This is a genomic window from Kurthia zopfii (assembly GCF_003143955.1).
Classification (GTDB): domain Bacteria; phylum Bacillota; class Bacilli; order Bacillales_A; family Planococcaceae; genus Kurthia; species Kurthia zopfii.
On sequence record NZ_QFVS01000004.1, the window covers coordinates 19820 to 46185 of the forward strand.

Genomic DNA, 26366 nt, shown 5'->3' on the forward strand with positions numbered 1-26366 from the left:
CTCCTTCGCTTCAGTTACCTTTATTTTAGTAGATTTCCTTCATAAAAACAAAAATTACCCGTTATTATTTATTTTGAGGGTGATGTTCATCTAATAATTTTTGGATATGTGCCATGATTACTTCCGTCACTTCTTCCGGTTTGGCACGGCTTTCTCTATATGGTTCCATATCAATTGCTTCACCATATACGACTTTCACTTTACGGAAAATTTTATACGGTCCGATAATTGCACACGGCACAACAACAGCATTTCCGCGTAACGCAAAGAAACCTGCTCCTGAAAACCCCTTGCCTAGCTGCCCTGTACGATTTCGAGTTCCCTCTGGAAAAAGTCCGACTACTTGGCCGTCTTTTAATAAATTGACTGCCGTTCTTAAGGCTTGGCGGTCACTCAGTCCACGCTTCACTGGAAATGCATGTACTTTTGGTAATATACCCTTTAGAATCGGTAACTTAAACAATTCTTCCTTTGCCATAAAGTTCACAGGTCTAGGAGCTGTAATCCCTACTACTGGTGGATCAAGTGCATCAATATGATTTGAACATAGCAATACGCCACCCTCTTTAGGAAAATGTTCTTTACCAATTATATCAAAGCGGTAAAAGGGTTTTAATGCACCATATACAACTGATCGAGCAAATTGATAAAATTCCATACTATGACATCCTTTCAGTCGCTAACTTTAAGATTTCTTCTGCTGATTGTTCGATGTTCAAATGCGTTGTATCAACGAAAATAGCATCTTCAGCTTGCACTAAAGGTGAAGCTTCACGTTCGCTATCCATTTTATCGCGTAACGCAATTTCTTCTTTTAGAGATTCGAATGATGATTCAATTCCACGTTGTTGGTTATCTTCAAAACGACGGCGAGCGCGTTCTTCTACAGTAGCAGACATGAAGATTTTTAACTCTGCTTTTGGTAATACAGCTGTACCGATATCACGGCCATCCATGATTACGCCACCTTTAACTGCCATATCATATTGAAGTTCAACCATAATCGCGCGCATTGAAGCATGAGCAGCAACTTTTGATACATTGCTTGTCACTTCATTTGAACGAATTTCACTTGACACATCTACTCCATCTAAAAATACAAGTTGACCTTGTGGTGATGGTTTTAATTCGATAGTTGAGTTTTTTAGTAAGTCAGTTACTGCTTGCTCACTCGATAAATCAATTTTTTCAGTTAATGCTTTTAAAGTTAATGCGCGATACATAGCTCCTGTATCAATATATGTGTAACCTAATTTTTCAGCTGCAATTTTAGCAATTGTACTTTTGCCAGCTCCTGCTGGTCCGTCAATTGCGATTTGAATTTTTTTCGTCACGTAATTCAACCCTTTCTTCCGTAATATTGTACCACAAAACGTGAATTTAACACTCTTTTTAGACACTAGAAAAGACATTCTCTATGAAAAGAATGCCTCGTTTCTCTTTAAATATTCGTTTCCTTTTTACGCATCAGTAACTGTCTTTCAAAACAGAAGCGAATAATTGCTTGTTTATCAATTTCATCTGTTTCAGTGAATTTAAGTGGAACGACCATGACACCATCGCGTTCAAATACACGGATGACTTCAGCAGACGTTTCGACATACTTAATGCCATCCGCTCGATTTCCAAATGGTAGAACAATCGTTAAATCGACAATCTCATACGGTTTAAAACTCGTTGCATCATTCGTGACAATCGCTAAACCACCTGCGCTAATGTCTTCTGCAACATATTGATTAAATGTATCATCTCGACAAACTGCTACATCAACTGGCGTTTCAACACGTACGAACTCTCTACGCTGCACTTTTTCAAATTCTTGATCCGGCGGTAAGGCTAGTTTAATCGTGGGAATATTCCCTTTTTCACGTCCGATGACTGTCGTTTTAAACGCATAACCTATTTTTGACTCATCAATATATGTAGCTCTAAATCTCGTACCTTCTACTAAAAAAGCGGTGCGATGTGTAATTGTACTTACAGGATAATCAATATATAGAACTTGATCTTTATGCTCGACCACTTTGCACTTGAATTTCTCGTCCGTATCTTCATCAAATGGAGATAACAATATATTGGAACCTAATTTAATATCCATGTTATTCACCTATCATTCTTCATTATTATGTATATTATGACATTATTAAATGACTTTTGCTACAATATTTTAAGTCTTCAGTCATAAAAATGATTCAAAAGAACCATCTTTGAAAGAGGTCAACTTTTTTATTGACGCTCTTTCTTTTGTTCTGCTATTAAATGTACGAGTGCGATATGTGCTTGTTTGACTTTTCTCAATCCAAACCACCATAAAAAGAGCATGAAAGGAATCATAAAGTAGACCCAATTTTGTTGCGAAGTGAAGATCATATTGTACAACACATGAAGGAGCATTGGCGCAAATAATGCCATAAACCTGAGTTGATAATTATTATTCATTTTGCTAAATTTAGCTTTTCCGAGATAATAGCCCATTAAAACGCCGAGTAACGCATGGCTGGACACCGGTAAAATCGCTCTCAAAAACGCTGTATGCACACCGTAGGACATGATATACATAATGTTTTCAATGGTCGCAAAGCCGAGCGACACCGCGACACCATATAAAACGCCATCATATGGATCATCAAATTCAACATGATGATAAATGAGTAAAATTAAAATTAACCATTTAAAAAATTCTTCAATCACACTGGAAAAGAAAACATCTTGTATAATAGGAGAAGAAAAAACTTGTTCTTCTTTAAATACATACTGTAAAAACATGATTGGAAATGTTAGAATGGCGCCATAGATAAATGTTTGAAGCAATGTTTTTCGTGGCTCGGTTGCCATTTGATTTCGTAAATAGAAGAAACAAAACAACGCTAAACCAGGTGCAATTGCAACAGATATTAAAATTAGCATGACAAAACTCCTTTCCAGGTTACTATTATATCATTTGAAACGGAGTCATAACTAGGAGGTTCATAATGAAAAAACAAATTTTACTAATTCATACAGGTGGCACGATCTCGATGCACGTAAACGAAGAAAGCGGTGCTGTCGTCCCAGACGTCGTAAACCCTTTAACGAAAGAGAGTAAAAAGTTAGAGAAATTTGCGCATATTAGTGAAATTGATGCATTCAACCTTCCCTCTCCTCATATGACGCCGGAACATATGCTTCAACTTCGAAATATTATTCAAGCGGAATTGGTCGTTCATGAATATGACGGCGTTGTCATCACACATGGTACGGATACTTTAGAAGAAACTGCCTATTTTTTAGATTTAACAATTAGTACGAGTGTGCCAATCATACTTACGGGTGCAATGCGTTCATCAAATGAGATCGGTTCAGACGGTATTTACAATTTAGTAGCGGCAATTCGAGTAGCTTGTGAAGATCACGCACATGGTCAAGGTGTACTAGTTGTCATGAATGATGAAATTCATGCTGCTGCCAATGTGACGAAAACATCTACGAGTAATGTTGCAACGTTCCAATCTCCTCAATACGGACCGATTGGCTTAATTACGAACAAGAACATCCACTTTCACCACTCGCCTGTCATGCGTGAATTTGTAGAAATCGACCATTTAACGAAGCGCGTTGCGATGTTAAAAACATATGCTGGTATGGAAGCGGATATTTTTGATGCCGTACGTTTAGCAAAATATGATGGCGTCGTAATTGAAGGATTAGGGCAAGGGAATGTTCCCCCTTCAATCGTGGAAAGTGTCGAAAATCTAATCCAAGATGATGTTCCTGTCGTTGTCGTGTCGCGTTGTTTCAATGGGATTGCACAAGGCGTTTACGGCTATGTTGGTGGCGGTAAAATGTTAGAAGATTTAGGTGCTATTTATACGAACGGAATTAATGGCCAAAAGGCTCGTTTGAAACTGTTAGTCGCATTGAATCAAAATGATTGTTCATTGAACATCGCCGAATTTTTCCATAATAACTAAAAAAGAGTAAGTTTGGGGTTCAAAATCCAAACTTACTCTTTTTATCTATCGGTCACATAAAACCGGTACTTTTCACCGGCAATGGTTCATTATTTATTTCGTTTTTGATTGAATACATTTGGCAATTTGATCACCGTGGAATCGACCATTTTCAATAAATATTTCATTGGCATTATTCCCTGCTGCAATAACTCCCGCAATGAACAACCCTTCGACATTCGTCTCCATCGTTTCTTCATCACAATACGGTCTACCCGTTTCTTCATCAACAAGTACACCCATTTCACGAATAAAGTCGTGATCAGGATGATAACCAGTCATCGCAAATACGAAATCATTTTTCACTGTTTTTTCGACGCCATTCTCAATGATTGTTACGTCCAAATCAGAAATCTCTTTCACAGAAGTATTGAACATCATATTAATTTCGCCATTGCGAGCAAGTGCTGCAAAGTCCGGTAGTACCCAAGGCTTAATACTTGGTGAATAAACCTCTCCTCTGTATACAACGGTTACACGAGCGCCCGCTTTATGTAGCGCAAGACCTGCATCGATTGCTGAGTTTTTCCCGCCAACAATTAATACATCTGTATCAAAGTACGGATGACCTTCTTTAAAATAATGTTTTACTTTTTCAAGATTTTCTCCCGGGATCCCCATGTAGTTCGGGTGATCATAATAACCAGTCGCAATGACAACATATGGCGTTTGATACTCGTCTTTATCAGTTTTGACAATGAATTGTTCATTTACTTTATGGACAAATTCCACTGTTTCAAAACGATTAATTGTTAATTCTTTTAGTTTTACAACTTCTCTATAATAGACGAGCGCTTGATTTCTTTTCGGTTTTTGCTGTTCAATAATGAACGGCACATTCCCGATTGCTAATTTCTCACTCGAACTGAAAAATGTTTGGTGTGTCGGATAATTATAAATCGCATTCACGATATTTCCTTTTTCGATAATGATTGGGTTCAAACCAATCTCTTTTAAAGCAATTGCTGCAGATAGTCCACATGGTCCTCCGCCAACAACAATGGCATCTTCTTGACGCATAACGGTCACTCCCTCAATAAAAACATTTCATTCATTGATTATACTCTTTTCCAAACTAGATTTCATAGTAAATTACTCGGATAATCATTTTTCATTTAAAAAGAAAGAGTGAGACTGCAGTTTCAACATGGAAACTTACAATCTCACTCCTATTACTTGAAATAACTTTTCATTCACTATGGTTTAATAAGCGCTACTTTTGTGCCAGGTGGTACTTTATCAGAACTGATGCCGTTTAGTTGTTTAATCTTCCCAACATATGCTTCACTGCCGTAATACTTAATTGAAATACTTTGAATTGTATCGCCAGCAACTGCATTGTGAAGATAACCGCCTTGAATTGCTTGTAAGTACGCGTTTGATTTCACAACTTGCTCAGTTTTACCTTTTTCTTTGTCAGCTTTTGCTTTATCAGCTTTTTCTTTCGCTAACTTTTCTTTGTCAGCCTTTGCTTTTGCAAGACGTTCTTTTTCGGCTTTTTCTTGTGCAAGTTTATCTTTTTTAGCTTGTTCTTTGTCTGCCTTATCTTTTGCTAATTTTTCTTTGTCAGCTTTTTCTTTCGCTGCTTTCTCTTTTGCTGCTTTTTCTTTTGCAGCTTTCTCTTTCGCTGCTTTTTCTTTCGCTTGATCTTCTTTAGAAGAATCATTTTTTGAAGCACTAGCATTTGGATCCTTTGTTTGACCTGAATCACTAGGCTCTTTTGGGTCTTTATTTGTTTCAATCTGAACATTTTCACTTGGAGTTTCTTTAGGTGCTTTTGATGCATCATCTACCGATGGACTAATGACGAATTTAAAAACAAGAATTGACACGGGAATCATGACAAATATAACTGCCAAAACCGTTAGTAATGAATTGTTTTTATTCTTTTTAGATGGTCTACTTCCTTTACGCGCAGCTTCTGCTTGCTTGCGAGATACTCGTGTAGGTTTACCACCCGCCCCATTGCCATCAACATCAATTGATTGACGATGTTCCTCAACACTTTCTTTATAATCATTCTGAGACATGGGTATCCCCTCTCTTTCTATAAGTAATGATAATTATATTATGACTATTTTATCTATAAAAGTAAATGAATCTCTCTATTTCACCATAAATAATTGAGTAATTCGGTCCTTCCATGATAGTTCATCGGCAGCTTTCACTAATTCTTTTGGATTAATTGGAATAAAAGAATCGGGAAGTCCACAATTCGAACAACAAAGTGTTGGTTTACTTTCCAAATTTTGACCAAAATACCGGTTTAACCCTTTTCTTATACACTGTTCCCCTAATAAACTATTTTTAAGCAATTCTACTTCATTTATTTTTTCAATTTGCATTTTTTGAATTTGAACCTTTACTTCATCAAGTGAAAAACGGCTCATCCAATAATGCAATATTCTAAAACTCGTTTCGGCTATTACATGATCTGTCACCATAGCAGTAGGATTGATTCCTTGTAAACGATAGCTGTCATACTGCTCCATTTGATATTCATTCGGATAATCCATTGTCGCAACTGACTTTGTAAATTTCTCATCTTCATTACTGTAGAGTAATGTCGCGTAGGATTGTTCACCATCTCGCCCAGCACGACCAACTTCCTGTACATAACTCGCAGTATTACTCGGCATATGATCATGAATAATTTGGCGGATATCCGGCTTATGAACACCCATTCCAAAAGCATTAGTCGAGATAATCCAATCTAAATCACCCGCGATATATTGATGTTGAATCAATTGGCGATCTTGTGCATCCATTCCTGCGTGATACGCTTCAACACGAACATTTTTCTCTTTTAGTAAATTTGTTATTTCTAATGTTTTTTTACGAGATTGCGTATACACGATTCCTGGTCCAACCGTTTCCGCCACATGCTGTATAATCCAATTATTTTTTTCCGAATGATTGGATGTTCGAATAACTTGGTAAGCAATATTCAGTCGATCAACTGAAGAAATCCATTTTGTCGCTTCTTTCATTCCTAAATAATTTTGTATATCTAAAATAACTTGTTCTGTAGCTGTTGCAGTTAAAGCTAAAATTGGCGGACGATTACCTCTATTTAAAAATTCTCCAATTTGTAAATACTCAGGTCGAAAATCGAATCCCCATTGAGATATACAATGCGCCTCATCAACTGCTATTAATGATAATTTCACATCTCGAATAGCATTTTGGAACATATTTGAACTAAACATTTCTGGCGATACAAAAATAAAGCGATAATTTGATAAATTTGAGAAAACTTGTTGACGCTGATCCCTCGTTAAAAAAGAGTTGATCGCAATAACTCTTTTCTCACCATTTTTCTTTAATTGTTCAACTTGGTCTTGCATTAAAGATAAAAGGGGCGAAATGACAAGTACTGCGCCATCTAAAATATACGCGGGCAGTTGATAGCAAATTGATTTCCCGCTTCCCGTTGGCAGTAGCGCCACTACATCTTGCTTGTCGATCACCGCTTCGATTACTTCCTTTTGACCCGTTCGGAACGATTCATAACCAAAATGCTTTTTCAAAAACGATTCAAGCATGACTATCACCTTCCATCCATGCTAAAACTAGACGAATTTGAAAATAACTCGCTTCGTCCACTTTCTCTTTTATTGGTTTTAACTTCTTATTTCCAACGTGCAGAACTACATTTTTAATTTTCGATACAGTTTCATCATTCACAAAATTTGAGATGTCGAATCTGCGATCATACATAGCATACTCGGCAATATGATCTTCGATTGTCCCTAGCTTCAAACGTCTGTATTGACTAATTTGTTCCATTGAATATCCATTTTGAAGTAATTCAATTGTTTTTTGGGTAGATTCCGTTAATACGTTTTCCGAAAAAATACTATGCAATAATGGATTTAAGAGGTCTAAATGAACATTTTTTAAAAAATGTACTATTTTATGTAATGAATGAATGAAATGTAGTTGAACGTCTATTTCACTAATGTGTAATTTCTCACTCAGCTGTCGCCATGTCCAACCAATTTGATATGCTCCCGTTAGACGATAGACGAAAATATTTTTTTCTAAATCAGAAAGATCCACTTCTTCTACTAATTGCGTGAACTGTTGAATAAACTGTTGTTGAACCGTTTCCTCTTTAAATTGAATATGAAGCAAGTATTGGCGGATAAAAAAATGCACTTCATCCGTTCGTACAATAGGAAGAAATTTAGTTTGTTGATTCAACGTATTTGACATTGATTGAACTGCGAGTTGAATTCTCTCGAAAAACAGATGTTCCTTCCCTCTTAAATGCCATCCGTCAAAGTTGATTTCTAAATCGATTCGCTCAGTAACTTCTATTTTTTGATGCTTATCAACAATGATTATTTTTTTCGATTCAAGTGATTGGATCGCCTCTAAATAAATTTCTTTTTTTAATTTAGGCATCAATTGAAAATAAGGCTGTAATCGAAATAAACCAACATCTTGAATTGTTTGTCCTGACTTTTTCCCTTTTAAAAGATGGTATGCAGAAAACAGGGTTCGCTGTCCCTCATACTTTTGAATGATATATTGAAGAAGTTGTTCAAAAAACACGACAAATTCCTCCTCGATTTGGTTATTTGGCTTGAAAAGAAATGAAAAGCACTTTAGAATAATAGTTGAAGCTATTTGGGAACGACACAAAAGGAGAGGTAATAGAATATGGCTAAGTTTACTATTGTAGACCAAGATACATGTATCGCTTGTGGCGCTTGTGGCGCTGCTGCACCTGATATTTACGATTACGATGATGAAGGTATTGCCTTCGTTATTTTAGATGATAACACAGGAAATACAGAAGTTCCAGAAGACTTGATGGAAGATATGGAAGACGCTTTCGAAGGTTGCCCAACTGATTCAATCAAAGTTCACGATGAAAAATTCGACGGGGACGCTTTAAAATACGACTAGTATTTTTTAGTGAATTACAATGTAATTTTGAGGGATTTTACTTATAAAAAGTAGAATCCCTTTTTGCATGAAAAAAATTTCTGACGCAACAAGCAATAATCTTCCTAATTTTCTATCAATTCAGTTTATAATGAGATTAATTGGGGAATCGGAATATATTCCTACTATACATACATTCATTGGAGGGATTAAGATGAAGCTATTATTTAATTATTCAGTGCAAATTGTCTTATTTATTATAATTGGCGCAGCCTACGCGGAATTAGTAGCTCAATACTTCCCAGCTTATTCATTAAGCTCTGATTTACGGGATACTTTATTCTTAGCGATTGCGGCTGTTTCAAGCTTCTTCTCCGTGCAGTTGATTAAAAGTGTATTCGGCCTTGCCGTAAAATAATAGTTGCATAAATTACCTTTGTACGTTACTATTTTAGTATCAGGTACTAATAGTAACTATACGCAGGGGGCTATTATGGAAAATTTATTAAACTTTAATCAAAAAAATATCGTTGTTATGGGTGTAGCGAACGACCGAAGTATCGCTTGGGGAATCGCAAAAACACTATTTTCAACTGGTGCACATATTACTTTTACATATCGTAAAGATCGTTCATTAGCAAAACTTGAGAAATTATTAGCAGACGTGGATTCTTCAACTTATGATGTTGTTCAATGTGATGTTAATAGTGATGAAAGCATTAAAACTGCATTTGATGAAATCGGTGGAAACCGCAAAGTCATCCACGGAATTGTTCACTCTGTTGCATCTTCACTAACAGAAGATTTAAAAAACCGCTTTTTAGAAACTTCTAGAGAAGGTTATGCATTCGCACAAGATACAAGTGCTTATTCATTAATCGCAGTTGCGAAAGCCGCTCATCCTTATATGACGGATAACGGTTCGATCGTAACGATGAGTTACTTAGGTGCTGATCGCGTTCTTGAAGGATACAATGTGATGGGAATTGCAAAAGCAGCACTTGAAGCATCTGTTCGCTATTTAGCAGCTGACATCGGAAAAGATAATATCCGAGTAAACGCTATTTCTGCTGGACCGATCAAAACAATTTCAGCAAAAGCTGTTCCTTCTTTCAATCAGATTTTAAATAAAATCGAAGAAGCATCTCCACTTCGCAGAAACATTACACAAGAAGAAGTTGCGAATATGACAATCGTTATGTTAAGCCAACTATCTAGTGGTGTGACTGGTGAAGTAACTTATGTTGACTCTGGTTACAATATTCTAGGAATTTAATAATTTTAGCTCGTATCGACTTGTCGCCAATTGCGATTTCCGGTACGAGCTATTTTTTACCCTTTAAATAGCACTTAATTATTTACTCTTGCATGAATTTTTCGACAATTTCATTAATTGTTCCACTTTTTGCGTTATATAAAGAAGTTCCCGCCCAAAGTGACATATATTCCCCATCATTATTCAGTTTCGCACGAGAACGAATACCTTGCGTTAAATCATTTTGATATGGAAACGGTGCGACCGGCATCATTAACATCTTCTCAATAAATTCATTTGCGACACCTCTTGCAGGCTTTCCTGAAAAAGAAGTCGTCACTACAGTCGTATTGGATTCCGCATTGAGAATCGCTTGCTTATGTGCAGATGGAGCCCCACTTTCATCACTCACTAAAAATAATGTACCCATCATTATTGCACTCGCGCCTTCATTCATAAAATAATCCATTTGCGCCTTTGTAGAAATACCGCCTGCTACGATTAAAGGCAGCTCTGTTCTTTTTTTGGCTTCTTTGAAAATAGTTGATAAAGGATTATATTCAATTGGATCGATAAATGAACCGCGATGACCACCCGCTTCTTCTCCTTGCAAGATGATTCCATCTAATTCAAGTTCGATGATTGCATTAATTTCAGCTACTGATGTCGCTGTCGCAAAAACAATCATGCCTTGGTCTTTTAATAATCGGACCTGTCTTTTCGTTGGAAGGCCAAACGTGAATGAACAAATTGCCACGCCTTCTTCTAGTACAACTTCCAACTGCTCATCATATTTCGAAGCTGATAAATTTATTTCTTCTTTTTTAATGAATGGATCATTTAGAGCATCGATTAACCCTTGTTTAGCAATTGAAATTTGATGTTGCACAATTGGAGGTACTTCGTGTGCAAATAAATTCACCATAAACGGCTTTGTAGATTCCTTTTTCACTTGTCTTATGATTTCTCTCGTTTGGTTTGCACTCATATATCCGGCACCAATTGCCCCAAGTACACCGGCTTCTAAACTCGCAACGACCATTTCGGCAGTCGTCACCCCAGCCATAGGTGCTTGAATTATTGGGTACTTCATTGAGAATTCATTTATTACATTCATTTTTCTCCCCCTATATTTGCAGTTACTTAATAGATTCTAGCTCATTTTCTCATCCAGAATACTAAGGAATATTTAATAAATATTTTCCCTAATCTTAAACAAAATAACAAGAGGATTTTTTCATACACTTTTAAATCATTAATATTTCCCAAAGCCTACTTAATCCTCCCTCTACCAGTCCAATGACATAACTGCTCCATCGGTATTATACGAAGATTCCTAAAAAATATGAAACACTTAACTTCGAGAACTTGCTTCATTATGATCCCCGAAATTATTTCCGTCTGGTATAACCATTACTTATATCATAACATTTCAATTTTATTTTGTGTGTTTTTACCTAAAATAACGCCATTTTACTTCATAATGCAAAATCCAAACCCTTTTGTCTTTGTAATTAAAACTATGGTAAACTGTTTGTATATGTAATCAATAATTACTTTGGGGGTAAAAAATGATTTACGCAATAATCGGTGATTTACACTCGGACTATAAACGAACAAAGTATGTAAAAAAATTTATAAAGAAAAATTATCCACTTGCAAAAACCGTGGGACTTGGTGATTTATATGAATGTAAAATCGGCAAGAAAAAAGCGAAAAAAGTTTCTAATGCAACGCTTGATGAAGCTGCGATTATGACTGACCAGTTCAACAAACTCATAGATTTCCCTTCGATTTTCGGCAATCAAGAATTACGAATACAACAAGTTACTGGACGCTCTCTTTTCGAAAAACTACCTGAAAAAATGGAGATTGATGGCGCTACTTTAATACATGGTCATCAATTTGAATGGGCCGATGATTTTTCTCAAATCTATGATTCTTCACTCCCCAATCTACTATTTTTCGGCCATAGCCACTATTCCGGCCTATTTGTTAACGGTGAGAAGAAGCCTTTTTCATTTAATAAAAAAATTCAACTACAAAACGCACAGTATTCAATTAATGTAGGATCAATAGTTGACCATTCAGAATGGTGTTTATATGATTCTTCGAAAAAGACAATTATGTTTATGAAAACGGAGGAAAATTAGTATGGAATGGCAACAACTCGAATATTTTCAAGTTTTAGCGAAAATTCAACATATGACCAAATCAGCCCAAATACTATCGATTTCACAACCTGCATTAAGCCGCTCCATTGCACGATTAGAAGATGAATTAGGTGTTCCACTTTTCGAACGTCAAGGTCGCTCAATCCATCTTAACCGTTATGGCGAAATGTTCGTAAAACGCGTTCATAATATTATGCGTGAATATCAAGATGGTTTATCTGAAATCCAGCAAGTGATCGATCCAAATCACGGTGAAGTGTCACTCGGATTCCTGCATACGCTTGGAACAAATGTCGTGCCAGATTTAATCCGTCATTTCCGAAAAGAAAATCAAAATATTCACTTCTCCCTTAAACAAAATCATACCCATCTGCAATTACTTGAATTAAAATCAGGTGATCTTGATTTATGTTTACTCGCGGATATGGATGTTGAAAAACCAATTCAATGGCGTGAATTATGGCGTGAAAAACTAATAGCTATCGTCCCAAGTAGCCATCCACTCGCAGAAAAAGAATCCATAACAATTCGAGAATTAGAAAATGAATCATTCGTTCTTTTGAAAAAAGGTTATGCGCTACGAATTCAAATTGATGAGTTATTCAATGAAAAAACCATCGAGCCGAAAATCACATTTGAAGGTGATGAAGTTGCGACAGTTGCGGGGTTCGTCGCTGCTGGACTCGGCGTATCCATCTTACCTGATGGCGATGACTTAGATCAGAAACGAATTACGAAACTTCCAATTACCGATGTCAACGTCGAGCGAATTATCGGTATGGCTTGGTCAGATGGTCGCTATCTATCGCCCGCTGCTCAAAATTTCCAACAATTTATTTTCGATTATTTCGATGAAAAAAATGCTGAATAACGCAAAAGACGACTCACACTTTTAAGTGTAAATCGTCTTTTTTATTTATTTTGCAGCTACGAAGTCGTATTCTTCACCAATTGCAGCTAAACGTTCTTTTACTTGCTCTTCTGTTAAACCATTTTTAATTACATAGCGGTTACGTGGAGATACGCGACATTCATGCGTACAACCTGCTAAATGCTTGTATTCATTTTCTTCAGAAGCAAGAATTTGTTCGTTACAATCAGGATCTGCACAATTAATATAGCGTTCACATGGTGTACCATCGAAATGATCCACACCAACAATGACATGCTCAATTCGGTTAATTGGAACAGTTAGGCGTTCATCAAATACGTACATTTGACCATCCCAAAGTTCACCTTTCGTTGTATCGTCTTTACCATAAGTAGCGACACCACCGTGTAATTGACCAACATCGCCAAAACCTTCACGCTTCATCCAACCAGAGAATTTCTCACAACGAATTCCACCAGTACAGTAAGTTAAGACGTTTTTACCTTCGAATAATTCACGGTTATCACGTACCCACTGTGGCGTATCGCGGAAGTTCTTCACTTCTGGGCGAATTGCTCCACGGAAATGACCAACGTCGAATTCATACGTATTACGCACGTCTAAAACGACTGTATCTTCACGCTTCATCTCTTCTAAGAAATCTTCAGGTGCTAAATGACGACCTGTTAATTCATGCGGATTGACATCTTCTTCTAATCCTAAGTTAACAAGTTCGTTTTTAGGACGAACATGCATTTTTTTGAAAGAATGACCTTCTGATTCATCAATTTTGAAAACAATACCTTCAAATAATGGGTCAGCTTTCATTGCTTCCATATATTTATTTGTTTGCTCAACCGTTCCCGATAACGTACCGTTGATGCCTTCATAAGCAACAAGAATACGCCCTTTTAACTCTAAGTCTTTACAAAAAGCTAAATGCTCTTTAGAGAAAGCGGCTGGGTCTTCAATTTTCGTGTAAAAATAATAAAGTAATACTCTGTAATCCATTTGGTTTCCACCTATCACGTAATATTTGCAAGATATTCACAGATAGTCAATAACAACTGTATCATTGCATAGTTCATTCTTCAAAAATGAACAATAGACTTATTATATAAGGAATTCCCCCGAAATGAAAGAGATTAAAATAAAATCTTCTAGGTTTATTATCCCACTCGCACAAAAAATGGAGCATGATCGATTTGAGTGATTTAGCGACAATAAAAAAAACGACTGAATGATCATTCTAGTCGTAAATCAATTCGTACTTTTAAGTTGTAGATATTTTCCAAACCTTATTAAAATCAAATCTACAAAAAAGAATATAGCACCTAATGTAAATCCAGCCATCACAAATTCAATTTGTAATTCGGCAAAACCCGGCGACCTTAAGTTTTCTACTATAAAGACAGGAACAGCAAATAAAGAACCGAATGCTGTATGTAATATAAAAGAAACTCCTGTTGAATTTAGTTTTGTATTCGCAATTTTTTCTGACACATAAGAAATAATTAATCCATATGTAAAAATAATCGGAAACGCATAAACACTAATTCGTAGTGCCGTTTCAATAAACTGTTCATCCCCGTTCAAATATAAAAACGGTAAGATAAAAAATGCAGCAAGTGAAGTAATGAATGCACTGATTAACTTTCTCTCACCCAAATTATTGTTCCTCCCAAACTAACAAAAAAACATCATAATAGAATTTTATCAATTAAAAAAACATTTAAAATTCCTTTAAAATAGCCCATTCTATTCTACTAATATTTATATTACATTTTTTGCTGTATTAATAATTATAATTATGTTCTTAATCGTTTTATTTAATATAGCAATTATACAGTATTCTCATATTATTGCAAATTATTTTACATTTAATACCATTTATTAGTGATAATTATTTGAGAACATAAAAATAATCGTTGACTATCTCATATTTTTTAGTTAACCTTTTCTTATTACAAGTTTACTCAAAGGGGATTTATTATGTCGAACACTAAATTAAAAATGTGGATTCTTTCTGCATTATTTGCCGCAATCATCGGGATTTTCGCGCAAATCACTATTCCACTACCACTTATTCCAATTACAGGTCAAACTTTTGCAATTGGCTTAGCCGTAACTATTCTAGGCTTACGCTACGGTACACTTTCAGTATTCATCTACATATTACTAGGCGCAATCGGCGTACCTGTATTTAGCGGCATGTCTGGTGGCTTAGGGATTGTGGCTGGTCCGACTGGCGGCTATATCGTCGGTTTCCTACCTGCAGCAATCGTGATGGGCATCTACTTAAATAAATTTGGCTTCACAAAAGGTCAAGCTATTGTGTCAAACTTACTAGGTATGGCTGTAACGCTATTATTCGGTACAATTTGGCTAAAATACGGTACTGGTCTTACTTGGAACGCTGCATTCATGGCGGGAACATATCCATTCCTAATTGTCGGTGTTATTAAAGCAGTAGCAGCTGCACTTGCTGGGGTGCTTGTGCGCGATCGTTTACTAAATGCTCGATTATTACCTGCTATATCAAATTAATCAATCAGTGTGAAAGGAATCGTTTTGATACGATTCCTTTTTTCAATTTATCAGTACACATTATGAATACATTTTTTAAAGAATTGACTTCCAACGATCATGGACTGGCAAGATGGACATGTTTAATGTATTGGTGATTCTACGTATTTTTCACTTTCATCCTAAGTAGAAAATTCAAAAAGGCTTCCACATATCGCTATGTAGAAGCCTTTCTCACTTAACTATTGAAAACTTTTTGTTGTTTAATCATCCAATTATTCATCACTCTATATAATAGAAGGAATACGATTGTAACTAGTACACCTTTAATAATATTGAATGGTAGAACACCGATGACGATCGTATTTCTAAGCGCTGCACCTGTTTCTACAGGCATATTTAAAAAGTAATTATACATTGGCATGAAGACGAAATAATTCAATACACTCATTCCGATTGCCATTGTAGCCGTCCCTAAAATTAAACCGATCGTTAATCCTTTCTTTGTTTTAAGTTTCGTATAAACAAAGTAAGTCGGTAAAATAAAGAGTAGACCTGTCACGAAGTTTGCCATATGTCCTACCGGTACTCCTGTTGGGCTACCAATATACACCCAATCGATTACATTTTTCAGTAATTCGACAAGAATACCTGCCACTGGTCCCATGATGATTACGGCAATTAATGCCGGAATATCCCCGAAATCGACTTCAAGGAAGTTTGGGAATGGCGGAATCGGAAAGTTTACTAAGTGTAATAGGAACGCTATTGCACTCATCATCCCAATCGCAATCATTCGTAAAAGCTTTTTGTTCTTCATATGCTGTTTTCTCCTTTTGCGGATCACTTCAAAAAGAGGTTAGGATTAAGCGTGTCTATTTAAAAATAAAACCCACATGAAAAAGATCATGTGGGAGAATAGGCATCATTAAATAAACGTTTATTAAATAGAAAAATTTAATAAATCGCCGTACCTTCACCTTCTCCCATCCAGACTATACTGTCGGCTTTGGAGTTACACCAAATCAACCAATTAAGGCTCGCGGGCTAAAGAAATAAATTCTATTACCGCCGGTCGGGAATTGCACCCTGCCCCGAAGATGAACCGTATTAAATTTTGTACACCTCAATCATACAAAAAAAGCCTTGAATTGTAAAGAGAATAATCTCTCGAATTCAAGGCTTTTTCATTTTTCCAGAAATACTATAATGAATCTTTCAAAGGTAAGTAGAATGTGAATGTCGTTCCTACGTCGACTTCACTATCGACCGTAATTCTACCTTTATGTGCATTCACGATATTACTAGCAATTGCTAACCCTAGACCTGTACCGCCTTTAGCTCTCGTTCGTGCTTTATCAGCCTTATAGAAGCGTTCAAAGACATATGTGAGGTCTTCTTGTGGAATCCCAGCACCATCATCTTGAATACGTATTCTTAATGTAGAAGCATAGCGATCTGCAATGACACGTACGTGACCACCCGGTTCTGTATGACGAATCGCGTTGTCGACTAAATTCGTCACGACTTGTTCAATGCGGTCTTCATCGACAAGAACTGTCTCCGTATCATCGAATTCAGATTCATATAATACTTCTATATCTTTTTCTTTCCCACGTTGAACGAATTTTTGCGTCATTCGTTCAAAAATATGGTTGATTCCTTGTTCATCAAGATACAATCTCATTTTGCCAGATTCCATACTCGCTAAATCAAGTAAATCCGTCACAAGTCGACCCATTCGCTGTGACTCATCATAAATAATGCGGATCATTTCATTTCTTTCTTCGTCCGAAGATACAACATCGTCCAGAATCGCTTCACTATAACCTTGTAGCATTGAAATCGGCGTTCTAAGTTCATGTGACACATTGGCAATGAAGTCCGAACGAAGCTTATCTAGGCGATGTTCTTCCGTCTTATCACGTAAGACCGCTACCGCTCCTCGAACTGCGTCTCCACTATACAATGGACTAATGGAAATGACATAGTATGCGCCATCGATTTCAAGTTCTTCTTCCAATTCTTCCTCTAAATCTAATACATGTTCAAGTATGTGGTAGATTTCAGCAGGTAATGGTTTTGAGCTATCCAGACCTTTATTTATGAACCATTTTTGTAAAAGTAATTCAGCAGGTGGATTACTTAATAAAATTGTCCGATCTCGGTTAAATGTAATAACCGCATCCGTCATAGAAGTTAAAATACTTGAGAGTTGTTCTTTCTCCTGATTAATTACTTCTACGTGATGCTTTAATTGCCGACCCATCTGGTTGAAAGCTGTCGCAAGTTGCCCAATTTCATCTCGTCCCAATACAGGTACTTTAGAATCGAACTTCCCTTTTGCCACTTCGAAAGCCGCTTCTCGCATTTTTCTAAGTGGTGATGTAATTCGGCTAGAAAGGAAGAAGGCAAAAAATGTTGTTAATACAAGTGCAATGGCTGCTGATAAAAATACAATTTTCGTCGTTTCCTTCGTCGTTCTATGAATCGCATCCGGACTCTTATAAATAAATACCGCGCCGTGCATTTCATCATCCACATTAATCGGTGAAGCTAATACGATATACGTCTCCATATGGTCTTCTTCAACTGTAGAAGGTAGTAGCATCTCTTTGACGATTGGTTTATTGGATGTATAAACTTTATCAAACGCAGGATCCGAAATGATTTTTTTACGGATTTCCTGTTGATTCATGCCTTGTTGTAATGAATATTTCACATCATTTTTCTTTGCTGAAACGAGGGCGTTCGTTTCTTCCCCAAGGATGTCTGAAATGATGGATTCAGTGGAAGCTAAAGTCTCATGTTCGTTGACAATTCGAGCGATCGTGTTCGCTTCTTGTCGTAAAGATTTTTCAGCTTGTTGCGTATTAAAGTTGGATAAAAACTCTAACATTAATACCGTACAAATAAACAGGACAAAAGAAACGAGAAGCAAAATGGTTACCCATAGCTTCCCGACAATGCTGTTCCAAATTCTAGTCATTTACGACCTCGAATTTATACCCTACGCCCCAAACAGTAACAATCATCTTCGCTGCGTCCTCTGAAACTCTATTCAGTTTTTCACGCAAACGTTTTACATGCGTATCGACCGTTCTTAAATCACCAAAGAAGTCATAATGCCATACTTCTTTTAATAATTGTTCACGATCAAATACTTTATCTGGTGATTTCGCTAAGAAATAAAGTAATTCGTATTCTTTCGGTGTTAAATTAACTTCTTCACCATCTGCAGAAACTCTATGTGCATCATGATCAATTGTTAAATGCGGGAATACGACTAAATCTTTTGAAGCTGACGTAGCTGAAATTGGTGAAAACGCTGCTGAACGACGTAAAATTGCTTTGATACGAAGTACCACTTCACGTGGGCTAAATGGTTTAACGATATAATCATCTGCACCTGTTTCAAATCCTTGTACACGGTTCGCTTCTTCACCTTTAGCAGTTAATAGAACGATTGGTGTTGTTTTCTTTTCGCGGATTAATTCTGCTGCTTGAAGTCCATCCATTTCTGGCATCATAATATCCAGCATGATGCAGTGGTAATCTGTCTCTAAAGCTTTCTCAACAGCTTCCATACCATTCTCTGCTTCTTCTACTAAGTATCCTTCACGCTCTAAATACATTCTAAGTAATCGACGAATACGATCCTCGTCATCTACAATTAATATTGAAATTTGTTCACTCACAAATAATTCCTCCCCCGATACTAATATACCTATTGTACAACCCCATGCATTAAATGAAAAGCAAAGGCAAATATCTACACATGATAGCCATTAATTTGGTAATCTATCCCTTCTATTTTAGTAAAAAGCACCTACCCAATCAAGGGTAAGTGCAGAAATAGCGGCATTTTGGCTTATCCAGCATAAGAATGCAGTCCAGCAATAATTAAATTAACTGCGACAAAGTTGAACATGATAATTGCAAAGCCTATAACAGCTAGCCATGCCGACTTCTTACCTTCCCACCCTTTCGATAAACGTAAGTGTAGAAATGCTGCATAAAATAGCCAAGTGATGAGCGCCCATACTTCTTTCGGATCCCAACCCCAGAATCTAGACCATGCTTCCTGCGCCCAAATCATCGCAAAGATTAGCGCACCTAGTGTGAAAACAGGGAATCCGATTAAGACAGCACGATAACCAATTTCATCCATCAATTGTGAATTTGCATTTTTCACAAGTGGTTGCAGTTTTTCGGCAATTGTTTTTCTCAAAATAATTCTTAAAAGTAAATATAAAATCGTTCCGACGATAAATGACCATACGACTGTTGTAAGTTTTTTACCATTAATAAGAGCTGGCATATCAACTAGAGGTTCCATGCGATCTTCTGTTAATGACTTATGTTCATTCATACCAAATAAAGCAGGTGTATTATAGACAATCTCTTTTGCTTCATTATTCTTATCGACATAAGAGAATTTCGCTTCATAACCCATCGAACTGAATACCGACGTTACGACAACAAAACCTAATACGACAACTAAAGAGTATAAGACTGCTTCTAACCAAAAACGTTCCTTACTTTTCACTTTCATATTCACGTGTTTCAATAAGTAGATTAATCCAGCAAATGCACTGATGGCTAAGATCGCTTCACCGATTACAGTCGTAATGACATGAATCGTTAACCAATAGGATTTAAGCGCCGGAATTAATGGCGATACTTCACGTGGGAACATGCTTGCGAATGCAATAATAATAATTGCTACTGGCAAGGAAAATACACCAAGTGAAGGAACACGATAAATAAAGTAAATTAAGATAAATGCACCGACGATGAACATACCGAATGCTGTAGAAAACTCGAACATATTACTTACAGGTGCATGTCCTGAAGAAATCCATCTCGTAATGAAATAACCTAGGTTACTTATAAAACCTAAAATCGTAATAACAATCGCGATTGTACCCCATTTTTTGTTGGAATCGGATACTTCCTTTTGTTTATGGTGAATCGCTCCTCCAAAAAACAATGTTGCGACTAAATATGCAATAAAAGCAATGAATAGCAAAGTACTACTTAAGTCGAGTAAATTCATTATGCTTCGTCACCTTTCCCCTGTTCTGCATCTTGCTTCTTATCTTGATCTAGTTGATCAATATACGTTGGTAAATTGGTTTTTGAAACGACTTGATCTAAATCTTTTTTCATGCTGAACCAATTTTTATTCGTATGTGCAGACATTAATATTCTTCCATCCTTCGTATATTGCACCCACAATCTTCTGTGACTCCAATATGAACCAATCGTTACACCAAACATAAATATTACGCCGCCGACTAATAAAATCGGCAATGTTTTGTCTTGTCTTACAGTGAAATTCGATGCATTTCGTGTTTCAACAGAACTAAATTTCATTTGATTTTTTGTTTCACCGAGAGGTTCAAGCGTCTGTTTGATCGCAACAAAGCTCATTTCCCCTTTTGGTACTTCGGGTGTAATCATATTAAAGATGAACGCAGGGTTATTCGGTATTCCTGAAGCAGATTGCGGTTCACCGTCTTTAAATCCAGAGAAATCAGCATAGTACTGCTTCAACTGAATTTTCGTATCTTTGTTAATGACATATTCTTTTTTAGGATTCGTTAAATCGATCGATACTTTTCCGAACGATTTGCCAGACTTTTTGTTTACGAGTTCGAAGTTCATCGTCTTCAACTCATTTTGTCTAAAGTCCATTTGATACAAAGCAAAACCGTCGTATTTCAACGGTTTATTTACTTGAATACTATAGTCTTTAATCTTTTCAAGATGTTCTGTATTGCCCGCTAATACCTCGCCCTTACCGTCCTCTTTATACAAAGTGACGTCCGTTTGATAGTTTTTCGCCCTTGCATTGATTGCGTCTGCAGCGGTTTGAGATTCAGAAACGGCTTCTTGACTGTCACCATATGTTTCGAAAATGAATTGGTTATTATGTACATAGTAGCCTTCAATTCCTGGAATTGCTGCTGTCTCACCTTCACGAACCCAAAGTGATTTATCTAAGTAAAATCCTGGCATGAGCCTTAACATTACGCCGATTATAAAGATGATTAGCCCTACGTGATTAATATATGGACCCCATCGAGCGAAACGACCTTTTTCAGCCAATAATGCATTGTTCTCTCGGCTCACTTTGTAACGAAGTGCTTTCATTTCTTGTTCTACCGAGTCTAAAGTTTTTTGTGCTTCTGCTTCGTCTACTGACTTTTCGCCGATTACTCTTTGGCGTTTCATAAATGATTCATGTCGTAAAACTCTTTGATTTTTCAAAGATTTATACAACGGGATTCCGCGATCTAAACTCGCAATAATAATTGAAGCAGCTAACATTCCCACAACAATTTGGAACCACCATGAACTATAAATATCCGAAAAGCCTAAATTATAATAAATTCTACCGAAAAAGCCATATTTTTCAGCATACACATCAACAGGACTTACACCTGGAGGTACTGAAACATACATAAGTTGTGGCAAAAATGTACCGATTGCCGCAAGAACTAATGTAATCACAATTAATGTGACACCAATCTTCACACTTGAAAAGAAATTCCAAATACGATCAATAAATGTTGTTTTATATGTTTTCGAACGAATTGCTGTCCCCTCATAACGCATATCAACAACTTTTTTATTTGATTCTTCTTCTGTTAATGGTCTACCACATTTCCCACAAAGAAGCGTTCCCGTAGGATTGGAGTGACCGCACTCACAAATAATTTTCGCCATATTCAAGAACTCCTTATTGAGGTTTTATGCTCTCCATATATTGCTCAAACTGTGTTTCTGTAATTCCGTGTGTAATAATCTCTGTAATTTTGCCTTCTTTATTGATTAAAAAAGTGGCTGGTAATTGATCTACATTATAAGCGCGCATTACGGATTTAGAACGATCAATCGTCATAGGGAAATTTAACTTATATTCATCAACAAAATTTTGTACTTCAAAATTCGATTGTGCAATATTGATTGAAATCACTTGGACATTTTGATCTTTATATTTCGCATATGCGTTGTTTAATGCAGGCATTTCTTCCTTACATGGCGGACACCAAGTTCCCCAGAAATTCAATAACACACCTTGTCCTTTATAATCCGAAAGCTGATGTTTCTTCCCATCTAAATCTGTTAAAACAAAGTTTGGAGCAGAATCGCCTGCTTTGATCACTTTATTAGGATCCTTCGTAGCAGTTACATACACAGTATATGCAATAGCTGCTACGAGGATTGCTAAAATAATTGAACGAATGACTAATCTCTTTTTCTTTTGAACCATCGTTGCCTTTAGCCTCCTCGAACAGTCTAAATTAGTGAAAGCTTATCCGATTTTACCAGTTTCTGATAATACGCGTAATTGCTTCACTTCATGAGCAGTTAGTTTGCGTGATTCACCAGCATTTAACCCGAAAGTTGTTAAAAATGCGAAGTTTTCACGTTTTAATTTTGAAACCGGATGTCCAATTGCTTCAAACATACGTCGAACTTGGCGGTTACGTCCTTCGTGAATTGTTAAAGCGACAATTGATTTATCTTGTTTTACGTCAGATGAAATAACATGAACTTTTGCTGGTGCAGTTTTTCCATCTTCTAACATAACACCTTTTTCTAATTGACGAATATGTTCGCGTTTTAAAACACCTTTGATTTTTGCAACATATGTTTTATCAATGTTGTAACGAGGGTGCGTCATTTTGTTTGCGAAATCACCATCATTTGTTAAAAGTAATACACCTGAAGTATCGTAATCCAAACGACCAACTGGGAAAATTCTTTCTTCAACTTCTGGGAATAAATCTACAACTGTTTTACGACCGCGGTCATCTGATACAGCTGAAATTACTGAACGAGGTTTGTATAGTAGATAGTATACTTTTTTCTCAGATTCAATCTTCACATTGTTAACTTCCACTTGGTCTGAACTCGTCACTTTAGTTCCTAATTCACGAACTACTTCACCGTTCACTTTTACTTTACCTTCTAAAATTAATTCTTCTGCTTTTCTTCTTGATGCAATTCCTGCGTGTGCAATAACTTTTTGTAATCTTTCCATTTAAGGTCACCTCATAATTTCTGCGCCTTTCTAAAATTATGTCATACTTTCCATTTATTGAAAAGTATTTCATGCGCATCCATTTATTTCTATTTTTATTTTTTTTGAATGATAAAAAGACTGCTACATAAGTGCAGCCTTCCAAGTACTACTCTTTACGAATTAGAATCCCCACTGAAAGCTTCTTGGAATTTCGACATGAATAAATCCTGCCCATCCTCGATCATCACTTCATCACTTGATTCAAGTGGTGGTAGTTCTTCTAAATCTTTTAAGCCAAAGTAATTTAAAAATTCCTTCGTCGTGCCATATAAAATCGCACGGCCAGAACCTTCTACTCGGCCAACTTCTTGGATTAACGCTTTTTGGCCAAGTGTGTGTAATGCTCGCTCACACTTCACTCCACGTAAATCTTCAATTTCAACTCTCGGTATTGGTTGCTTGTATGCAACGATCGCCAATACTTCAAGTGCTGCTTGTGATAATGTTTGTGGCGGTGGATTTTCGACTAACTTCTCAATGAAAGGGGCATTCTCAGGTTTTGAAATTAACTGATATGTGCCAGCGATTTCCTTCAAAGTAATTCCTCTCGTCACATCCAACTCATAATGATTCACAAGCTGTTGAATCGCTTCAACGACTTCTTGTTCCGTCGACTCAGTGAACTGCGTCAATTGCTCAACAGTCAATCCATCTTCGCCAATGACAAAAAGTAAACTTTCGATTTTACTCATCAATGGATTCGAATTGCTCATCGTCGACATCTCCTTCTTTTAATGATACAAATAGTAGATCAAAATTCCCTTTTTGCTCAACAGTAATCATTTGGCGTTTCATCATTTCTAATAATGATAAAAACGTTAATACAAGTGCCGGGCGATCATCATCTTCAAATAAATCAAAGAAATCAACAGCGCCATCATGATCTTGTAAAATATGAATAACACGCTTCATCTGTTGTTTCATCGTCACGCCTTGCTTCGTCACTCTTGTGCGCAATGGGGCTTTTAGTCTTTTTCTACGTAACATTTTTTGGAATGCAGCGACCATATCATATACATTAACCGATGTGTCGAACAGTTGGATTTGTTCATCTTGCATATAATCCGAAAGATCGCCAGGAGGTCTTGTATAAAATTGAACGCGTTCTTCTTCTTTTTCTTTTAGCTTAAGCGCCGCGTCTTTAAATTTACGATACTCGATTAATTTTGATACTAGCGCATCACGAGGGTCATCTGGATCATCTTCTAAATCGAAGTCTTCCATTTCGCCTTCATGGATTGGTAGTAGCATTTTACTTTTAATTTCTAATAGCGTCGCAGCCATTACGAGATATTCACTTGCTTCATTTAATTCAAGTACTTGCATCGCACGAATATGTTCCATATACTGTGCAGTAATCTCTTTCATTGGAATATCATAAATATCGATTTCCAAACGATGTATTAAATGTAATAATAAATCGAGAGGTCCTTCAAAGGCCTCCACTTTTACTTCATAAGACATCTGATAACCACCTAACATTCTTATCAAATTTAGTATAGAGGAAAGGTGAGCAAAATGCACCCCATGTATAACCCTTCTTTTGTCCAATTCCTTACTTATTTCAATGGTAATAAAGATTATTTCGAATGCCATGAAGTATTAGAAGAATATTGGAAAGAAATAGCACCTCGCCAAAGAAAACATGTACTCGTAGGACTGATTCAGCTTGCTACAGGTATGTATCATTGGCGTAGAGGTAATTTTAAAGGAGCTTCGACAATTCTTCAAAAAAGTCGTCACTCAATCATTGAACATACGTCATCACCATTTTTAGAAAAAATAGATGTTGCGCAATTAGTAGAACAGATTGAAGCTGCGGAAAAATCCATTTTTGCTAAACAAGATTTTAGCCCGTTTCCAATTGCAATTACTGATTCCGCTCTCAATAAGATCGTCTTGTCGAGCATTGATCATTTAGTAGTTTTAGATGCTACATTTCTAATAAACAAGCATAAACTTCGTGATCGGTCAGAAGTATTGCAAGAACGTGCGGAAGCAATTAGCCGTAGACAGATCACTTCAAATGTAGAAAAACGATGAATGGGCATTACAAGCACCATTCATCGTTTTTTTGATCCTCAATATATGATTTGTAGGATTGCTCTTAAAAAAAGCTTACGAAAGAGCCTCTTGTTCATTATTATTCAGACATTTTTCGACAAAGGGTTCTGTTAGTTGGCAGGCTTTTACCTGACAGTCTGTATTAAGCGTAGCTAATTCTTGTACCATTAGTTTACCTAACCCTTCACCTCGGTGCGATGGGTCCACAGAAATATGGTGAACAATTAATTCGCACTCTTGCTTTTCAACTCCAACGAGTCCGATGTAATCTTCATCTTTTTTGTAGAGATAAAGTTCCCATTCTGGCTCAGATTCATACGTTTGAATCGTTTGTTGCAGTACTTTTAAGTCTTTTTCATTTGGCATGAAAGACAGTAGCCCCATAGCGATTTTCTCGTATGCCTTTCGATATCGATTTAACATGAATTATGATCCCTCTTTTTTTTACCTTAAACTATACTTGGATATACTACACGAAATCATAATTTAACGC

At 36.5% G+C, this 26366-nt stretch carries 29 protein-coding genes and 1 riboswitch; of the genes, 8 read left to right on the forward strand and 21 right to left on the reverse strand.

The window, feature by feature from the left end; translation table 11 throughout:
* Positions 1-64: 64 nt before the first annotated feature.
* The 4 genes from DF281_RS02430 to prsW all read right to left on the reverse strand — a co-directional run bounded on the left by DF281_RS02430 (position 65) and on the right by prsW (position 2907).
* Positions 65-658 (reverse strand): lysophospholipid acyltransferase family protein, encoded by a 594-nt coding sequence (locus DF281_RS02430; protein ID WP_109348652.1) that lies wholly within the window; start codon positions 656-658, stop codon positions 65-67.
* Between the two features lies 1 nt (position 659).
* Complete coding sequence (gene cmk, locus DF281_RS02435) at positions 660-1334, reverse strand: (d)CMP kinase (protein WP_172461956.1); 675 nt, start codon at positions 1332-1334, stop codon at positions 660-662.
* A 107-nt stretch (positions 1335-1441) separates the two neighbouring features.
* Positions 1442-2098 carry a flagellar brake protein gene (locus DF281_RS02440; RefSeq protein ID WP_109348654.1) on the reverse strand — a complete coding sequence of 219 codons (657 nt, stop codon included), beginning with the start codon at positions 2096-2098 and terminating at the stop codon, positions 1442-1444.
* A gap of 128 nt (positions 2099-2226) precedes the next feature.
* Positions 2227-2907 carry a glutamic-type intramembrane protease PrsW gene (gene prsW, locus DF281_RS02445; protein WP_109348655.1) on the reverse strand — a complete coding sequence of 227 codons (681 nt, stop codon included), beginning with the start codon at positions 2905-2907 and terminating at the stop codon, positions 2227-2229.
* 65 nt (positions 2908-2972) lie between these two features.
* On the opposite strand from prsW, the gene DF281_RS02450 reads away from it, so the two are divergent.
* Positions 2973-3950 (forward strand): asparaginase, encoded by a 978-nt coding sequence (locus tag DF281_RS02450; protein WP_109348656.1) that lies wholly within the window; start codon positions 2973-2975, stop codon positions 3948-3950.
* 93 nt (positions 3951-4043) lie between these two features.
* Here DF281_RS02450 and DF281_RS02455 read toward each other — a convergent pair whose 3' ends face one another.
* From DF281_RS02455 to DF281_RS02470, 4 genes are all read right to left on the reverse strand, one after another.
* Complete coding sequence (locus DF281_RS02455; RefSeq protein ID WP_109348657.1) at positions 4044-5009, reverse strand: YpdA family putative bacillithiol disulfide reductase; 966 nt, start codon at positions 5007-5009, stop codon at positions 4044-4046.
* Between the two features lie 176 nt (positions 5010-5185).
* Positions 5186-6019 (reverse strand): LysM peptidoglycan-binding domain-containing protein, encoded by an 834-nt coding sequence (locus DF281_RS02460; RefSeq protein ID WP_109348658.1) that lies wholly within the window; start codon positions 6017-6019, stop codon positions 5186-5188.
* 75 nt (positions 6020-6094) lie between these two features.
* The gene (locus DF281_RS02465; RefSeq protein ID WP_109348659.1) at positions 6095-7534 is read right to left on the reverse strand and encodes a RecQ family ATP-dependent DNA helicase; all 1440 of its coding nucleotides are present in this window, start codon (positions 7532-7534) and stop codon (positions 6095-6097) included.
* A complete protein-coding gene (locus DF281_RS02470; protein ID WP_109348660.1) occupies positions 7527-8549 on the reverse strand; it encodes a YpbB family protein in 1023 nt (340 codons plus the stop codon). The genes DF281_RS02465 and DF281_RS02470 overlap by 8 nt, the downstream gene beginning before the upstream one ends.
* 108 nt (positions 8550-8657) lie before the next feature.
* Between DF281_RS02470 and DF281_RS02475 the strand changes: the two genes are divergently transcribed.
* From DF281_RS02475 to DF281_RS02485, 3 genes are all read left to right on the forward strand, one after another.
* Complete coding sequence (locus tag DF281_RS02475; RefSeq protein WP_109348661.1) at positions 8658-8906, forward strand: ferredoxin; 249 nt, start codon at positions 8658-8660, stop codon at positions 8904-8906.
* 193 nt (positions 8907-9099) lie between these two features.
* The gene (locus tag DF281_RS02480) at positions 9100-9303 is read left to right on the forward strand and encodes a hypothetical protein (RefSeq protein ID WP_109348662.1); all 204 of its coding nucleotides are present in this window, start codon (positions 9100-9102) and stop codon (positions 9301-9303) included.
* Positions 9304-9378: 75 nt separating this feature from the next.
* Positions 9379-10161 (forward strand): enoyl-ACP reductase FabI, encoded by a 783-nt coding sequence (locus tag DF281_RS02485; RefSeq protein WP_109348663.1) that lies wholly within the window; start codon positions 9379-9381, stop codon positions 10159-10161.
* A gap of 82 nt (positions 10162-10243) precedes the next feature.
* Here DF281_RS02485 and DF281_RS02490 read toward each other — a convergent pair whose 3' ends face one another.
* The gene (locus tag DF281_RS02490) at positions 10244-11257 is read right to left on the reverse strand and encodes an NAD(P)H-dependent flavin oxidoreductase (RefSeq protein ID WP_109348664.1); all 1014 of its coding nucleotides are present in this window, start codon (positions 11255-11257) and stop codon (positions 10244-10246) included.
* Positions 11258-11711: 454 nt separating this feature from the next.
* On the opposite strand from DF281_RS02490, the gene DF281_RS02495 reads away from it, so the two are divergent.
* Both DF281_RS02495 and DF281_RS02500 read left to right on the forward strand, forming a co-directional pair.
* Positions 11712-12293 (forward strand): metallophosphoesterase family protein, encoded by a 582-nt coding sequence (locus DF281_RS02495; protein ID WP_109348665.1) that lies wholly within the window; start codon positions 11712-11714, stop codon positions 12291-12293.
* Between the two features lies 1 nt (position 12294).
* Positions 12295-13185 (forward strand): LysR family transcriptional regulator, encoded by an 891-nt coding sequence (locus DF281_RS02500; RefSeq protein WP_109348666.1) that lies wholly within the window; start codon positions 12295-12297, stop codon positions 13183-13185.
* A 45-nt stretch (positions 13186-13230) separates the two neighbouring features.
* On the opposite strand, the gene trhO is transcribed toward DF281_RS02500, so the two are convergent.
* Both trhO and DF281_RS02510 read right to left on the reverse strand, forming a co-directional pair.
* A complete protein-coding gene (gene trhO / locus DF281_RS02505; protein WP_109348667.1) occupies positions 13231-14196 on the reverse strand; it encodes an oxygen-dependent tRNA uridine(34) hydroxylase TrhO in 966 nt (321 codons plus the stop codon).
* 249 nt (positions 14197-14445) lie between these two features.
* Positions 14446-14853 carry a hypothetical protein gene (locus DF281_RS02510; protein ID WP_109348668.1) on the reverse strand — a complete coding sequence of 136 codons (408 nt, stop codon included), beginning with the start codon at positions 14851-14853 and terminating at the stop codon, positions 14446-14448.
* 324 nt (positions 14854-15177) lie between these two features.
* On the opposite strand from DF281_RS02510, the gene DF281_RS02515 reads away from it, so the two are divergent.
* On the forward strand, positions 15178-15732 hold the full coding sequence (locus tag DF281_RS02515; RefSeq protein ID WP_109348669.1) for a biotin transporter BioY: 555 nt from the start codon (positions 15178-15180) through the stop codon (positions 15730-15732).
* A gap of 217 nt (positions 15733-15949) precedes the next feature.
* Here DF281_RS02515 and DF281_RS02520 read toward each other — a convergent pair whose 3' ends face one another.
* From DF281_RS02520 to DF281_RS02560, 9 genes are all read right to left on the reverse strand, one after another.
* Entirely contained in the window at positions 15950-16531 is a 582-nt protein-coding gene (locus tag DF281_RS02520) for an ECF transporter S component (RefSeq protein WP_109348670.1), read from the reverse strand.
* A 154-nt stretch (positions 16532-16685) separates the two neighbouring features.
* A riboswitch (FMN riboswitch) is annotated at positions 16686-16817 on the reverse strand.
* A 98-nt stretch (positions 16818-16915) separates the two neighbouring features.
* A complete protein-coding gene (locus DF281_RS02525; protein WP_109348671.1) occupies positions 16916-18700 on the reverse strand; it encodes an ATP-binding protein in 1785 nt (594 codons plus the stop codon).
* On the reverse strand, positions 18693-19409 hold the full coding sequence (locus DF281_RS02530) for a response regulator transcription factor (RefSeq protein ID WP_109348672.1): 717 nt from the start codon (positions 19407-19409) through the stop codon (positions 18693-18695). The genes DF281_RS02525 and DF281_RS02530 overlap by 8 nt, the downstream gene beginning before the upstream one ends.
* A 173-nt stretch (positions 19410-19582) precedes the next feature.
* A complete protein-coding gene (gene ccsB, locus DF281_RS02535; RefSeq protein WP_109348673.1) occupies positions 19583-20770 on the reverse strand; it encodes a c-type cytochrome biogenesis protein CcsB in 1188 nt (395 codons plus the stop codon).
* Positions 20770-22446, reverse strand: coding sequence for a cytochrome c biogenesis protein ResB (gene resB, locus DF281_RS02540; RefSeq protein ID WP_109348674.1), 1677 nt, complete (start codon positions 22444-22446; stop codon positions 20770-20772). The genes ccsB and resB overlap by 1 nt, the downstream gene beginning before the upstream one ends.
* Before the next feature lie 13 nt (positions 22447-22459).
* On the reverse strand, positions 22460-22993 hold the full coding sequence (gene resA / locus DF281_RS02545; protein WP_109348675.1) for a thiol-disulfide oxidoreductase ResA: 534 nt from the start codon (positions 22991-22993) through the stop codon (positions 22460-22462).
* 42 nt (positions 22994-23035) lie between these two features.
* Positions 23036-23767: a pseudouridine synthase gene (locus DF281_RS02550; RefSeq protein WP_109348676.1), complete on the reverse strand. Its 732-nt coding sequence runs from the start codon at positions 23765-23767 to the stop codon at positions 23036-23038.
* 155 nt (positions 23768-23922) lie between these two features.
* Entirely contained in the window at positions 23923-24522 is a 600-nt protein-coding gene (gene scpB / locus DF281_RS02555) for an SMC-Scp complex subunit ScpB (RefSeq protein WP_109348677.1), read from the reverse strand.
* Entirely contained in the window at positions 24494-25273 is a 780-nt protein-coding gene (locus DF281_RS02560; RefSeq protein ID WP_109348678.1) for a segregation/condensation protein A, read from the reverse strand. Before DF281_RS02560 ends, scpB begins: the two co-directional genes overlap by 29 nt.
* 54 nt (positions 25274-25327) lie before the next feature.
* Here DF281_RS02560 and DF281_RS02565 point away from each other — a divergent pair, with 54 nt between their 5' ends.
* Positions 25328-25852: a DUF309 domain-containing protein gene (locus DF281_RS02565; protein WP_240605502.1), complete on the forward strand. Its 525-nt coding sequence runs from the start codon at positions 25328-25330 to the stop codon at positions 25850-25852.
* Positions 25853-25927: 75 nt separating this feature from the next.
* On the opposite strand, the gene DF281_RS02570 is transcribed toward DF281_RS02565, so the two are convergent.
* Complete coding sequence (locus DF281_RS02570) at positions 25928-26296, reverse strand: GNAT family N-acetyltransferase (protein WP_109348679.1); 369 nt, start codon at positions 26294-26296, stop codon at positions 25928-25930.
* Positions 26297-26366: the final 70 nt, after the last annotated feature.

Excerpts from the sequence above, each read along its gene's own strand:
- DF281_RS02490 (WP_109348664.1), bottom strand. The coding sequence starts at position 11,257 with ATGAATGTAATAAATGAATTCTCAATGAAGTACCCAATAATTCAAGCA.
- resA (WP_109348675.1), bottom strand. The coding sequence starts at position 22,993 with ATGGTTCAAAAGAAAAAGAGATTAGTCATTCGTTCAATTATTTTAGCA.
- DF281_RS02485 (WP_109348663.1), top strand. The coding sequence starts at position 9,379 with ATGGAAAATTTATTAAACTTTAATCAAAAAAATATCGTTGTTATGGGT.
- scpB (WP_109348677.1), bottom strand. The coding sequence starts at position 24,522 with ATGAGCAATTCGAATCCATTGATGAGTAAAATCGAAAGTTTACTTTTT.
- ccsB (WP_109348673.1), bottom strand. The coding sequence starts at position 20,770 with ATGAATTTACTCGACTTAAGTAGTACTTTGCTATTCATTGCTTTTATT.
- DF281_RS02520 (WP_109348670.1), bottom strand. The coding sequence starts at position 16,531 with ATGAAGAACAAAAAGCTTTTACGAATGATTGCGATTGGGATGATGAGT.
- trhO (WP_109348667.1), bottom strand. The coding sequence starts at position 14,196 with ATGGATTACAGAGTATTACTTTATTATTTTTACACGAAAATTGAAGAC.
- DF281_RS02560 (WP_109348678.1), bottom strand. The coding sequence starts at position 25,273 with ATGTCTTATGAAGTAAAAGTGGAGGCCTTTGAAGGACCTCTCGATTTA.
- DF281_RS02460 (WP_109348658.1), bottom strand. The coding sequence starts at position 6,019 with ATGTCTCAGAATGATTATAAAGAAAGTGTTGAGGAACATCGTCAATCA.
- DF281_RS02450 (WP_109348656.1), top strand. The coding sequence starts at position 2,973 with ATGAAAAAACAAATTTTACTAATTCATACAGGTGGCACGATCTCGATG.
- DF281_RS02480 (WP_109348662.1), top strand. The coding sequence starts at position 9,100 with ATGAAGCTATTATTTAATTATTCAGTGCAAATTGTCTTATTTATTATA.
- DF281_RS02570 (WP_109348679.1), bottom strand. The coding sequence starts at position 26,296 with ATGTTAAATCGATATCGAAAGGCATACGAGAAAATCGCTATGGGGCTA.
- resB (WP_109348674.1), bottom strand. The coding sequence starts at position 22,446 with ATGGCGAAAATTATTTGTGAGTGCGGTCACTCCAATCCTACGGGAACG.
- DF281_RS02475 (WP_109348661.1), top strand. The coding sequence starts at position 8,658 with ATGGCTAAGTTTACTATTGTAGACCAAGATACATGTATCGCTTGTGGC.
- DF281_RS02525 (WP_109348671.1), bottom strand. The coding sequence starts at position 18,700 with ATGACTAGAATTTGGAACAGCATTGTCGGGAAGCTATGGGTAACCATT.
- DF281_RS02495 (WP_109348665.1), top strand. The coding sequence starts at position 11,712 with ATGATTTACGCAATAATCGGTGATTTACACTCGGACTATAAACGAACA.
- DF281_RS02565 (WP_240605502.1), top strand. The coding sequence starts at position 25,328 with ATGCACCCCATGTATAACCCTTCTTTTGTCCAATTCCTTACTTATTTC.
- DF281_RS02500 (WP_109348666.1), top strand. The coding sequence starts at position 12,295 with ATGGAATGGCAACAACTCGAATATTTTCAAGTTTTAGCGAAAATTCAA.
- DF281_RS02550 (WP_109348676.1), bottom strand. The coding sequence starts at position 23,767 with ATGGAAAGATTACAAAAAGTTATTGCACACGCAGGAATTGCATCAAGA.
- DF281_RS02440 (WP_109348654.1), bottom strand. The coding sequence starts at position 2,098 with ATGGATATTAAATTAGGTTCCAATATATTGTTATCTCCATTTGATGAA.
- DF281_RS02430 (WP_109348652.1), bottom strand. The coding sequence starts at position 658 with ATGGAATTTTATCAATTTGCTCGATCAGTTGTATATGGTGCATTAAAA.
- DF281_RS02465 (WP_109348659.1), bottom strand. The coding sequence starts at position 7,534 with ATGCTTGAATCGTTTTTGAAAAAGCATTTTGGTTATGAATCGTTCCGA.
- DF281_RS02515 (WP_109348669.1), top strand. The coding sequence starts at position 15,178 with ATGTCGAACACTAAATTAAAAATGTGGATTCTTTCTGCATTATTTGCC.
- DF281_RS02455 (WP_109348657.1), bottom strand. The coding sequence starts at position 5,009 with ATGCGTCAAGAAGATGCCATTGTTGTTGGCGGAGGACCATGTGGACTA.
- prsW (WP_109348655.1), bottom strand. The coding sequence starts at position 2,907 with ATGCTAATTTTAATATCTGTTGCAATTGCACCTGGTTTAGCGTTGTTT.